Origin of the sequence: Pseudomonas sp. SIMBA_041, assembly GCF_046535095.1 — a bacterium.
Lineage (GTDB): Bacteria > Pseudomonadota > Gammaproteobacteria > Pseudomonadales > Pseudomonadaceae > Aquipseudomonas > Aquipseudomonas mucoides.
In genome coordinates, this window is the sequence record NZ_JAWRXJ010000433.1 from 1 (window position 1) to 265 (window position 265).

A 265-nucleotide genomic window follows, 5' to 3' on the forward strand; every position below is an offset into this window, starting at 1 on the left:
GTGACAGCTCTCCCATGATGAACCCATTGGTTGCAGCCGGCATCAGCAGGTAAAGACTCCCGAAAAACAATAGCTGCCGAGTGAAATGCAGTCCTCCAGAAACGCCCATGCGCTTCATGGCAACCGAAAACGCGCCATAACCGCAGCCTCCAATCGACGCGAGCACTGCGCCTTGCAGCGAAAAACCTTGTTCCAGGTCTGCTCCAAAAACCACGGTAATACCGGCTATCGTCAATCCGGCACCTACCGCTGCGTTGGCGGTGAT

At 55.5% G+C, this 265-nt stretch carries 1 pseudogene; it reads right to left on the reverse strand.

Features of this window, described 5'->3' with window-relative positions:
• Window positions 1-265, reverse strand: a pseudogene (locus tag SB725_RS31800) (EamA/RhaT family transporter); the annotation flags it as partial.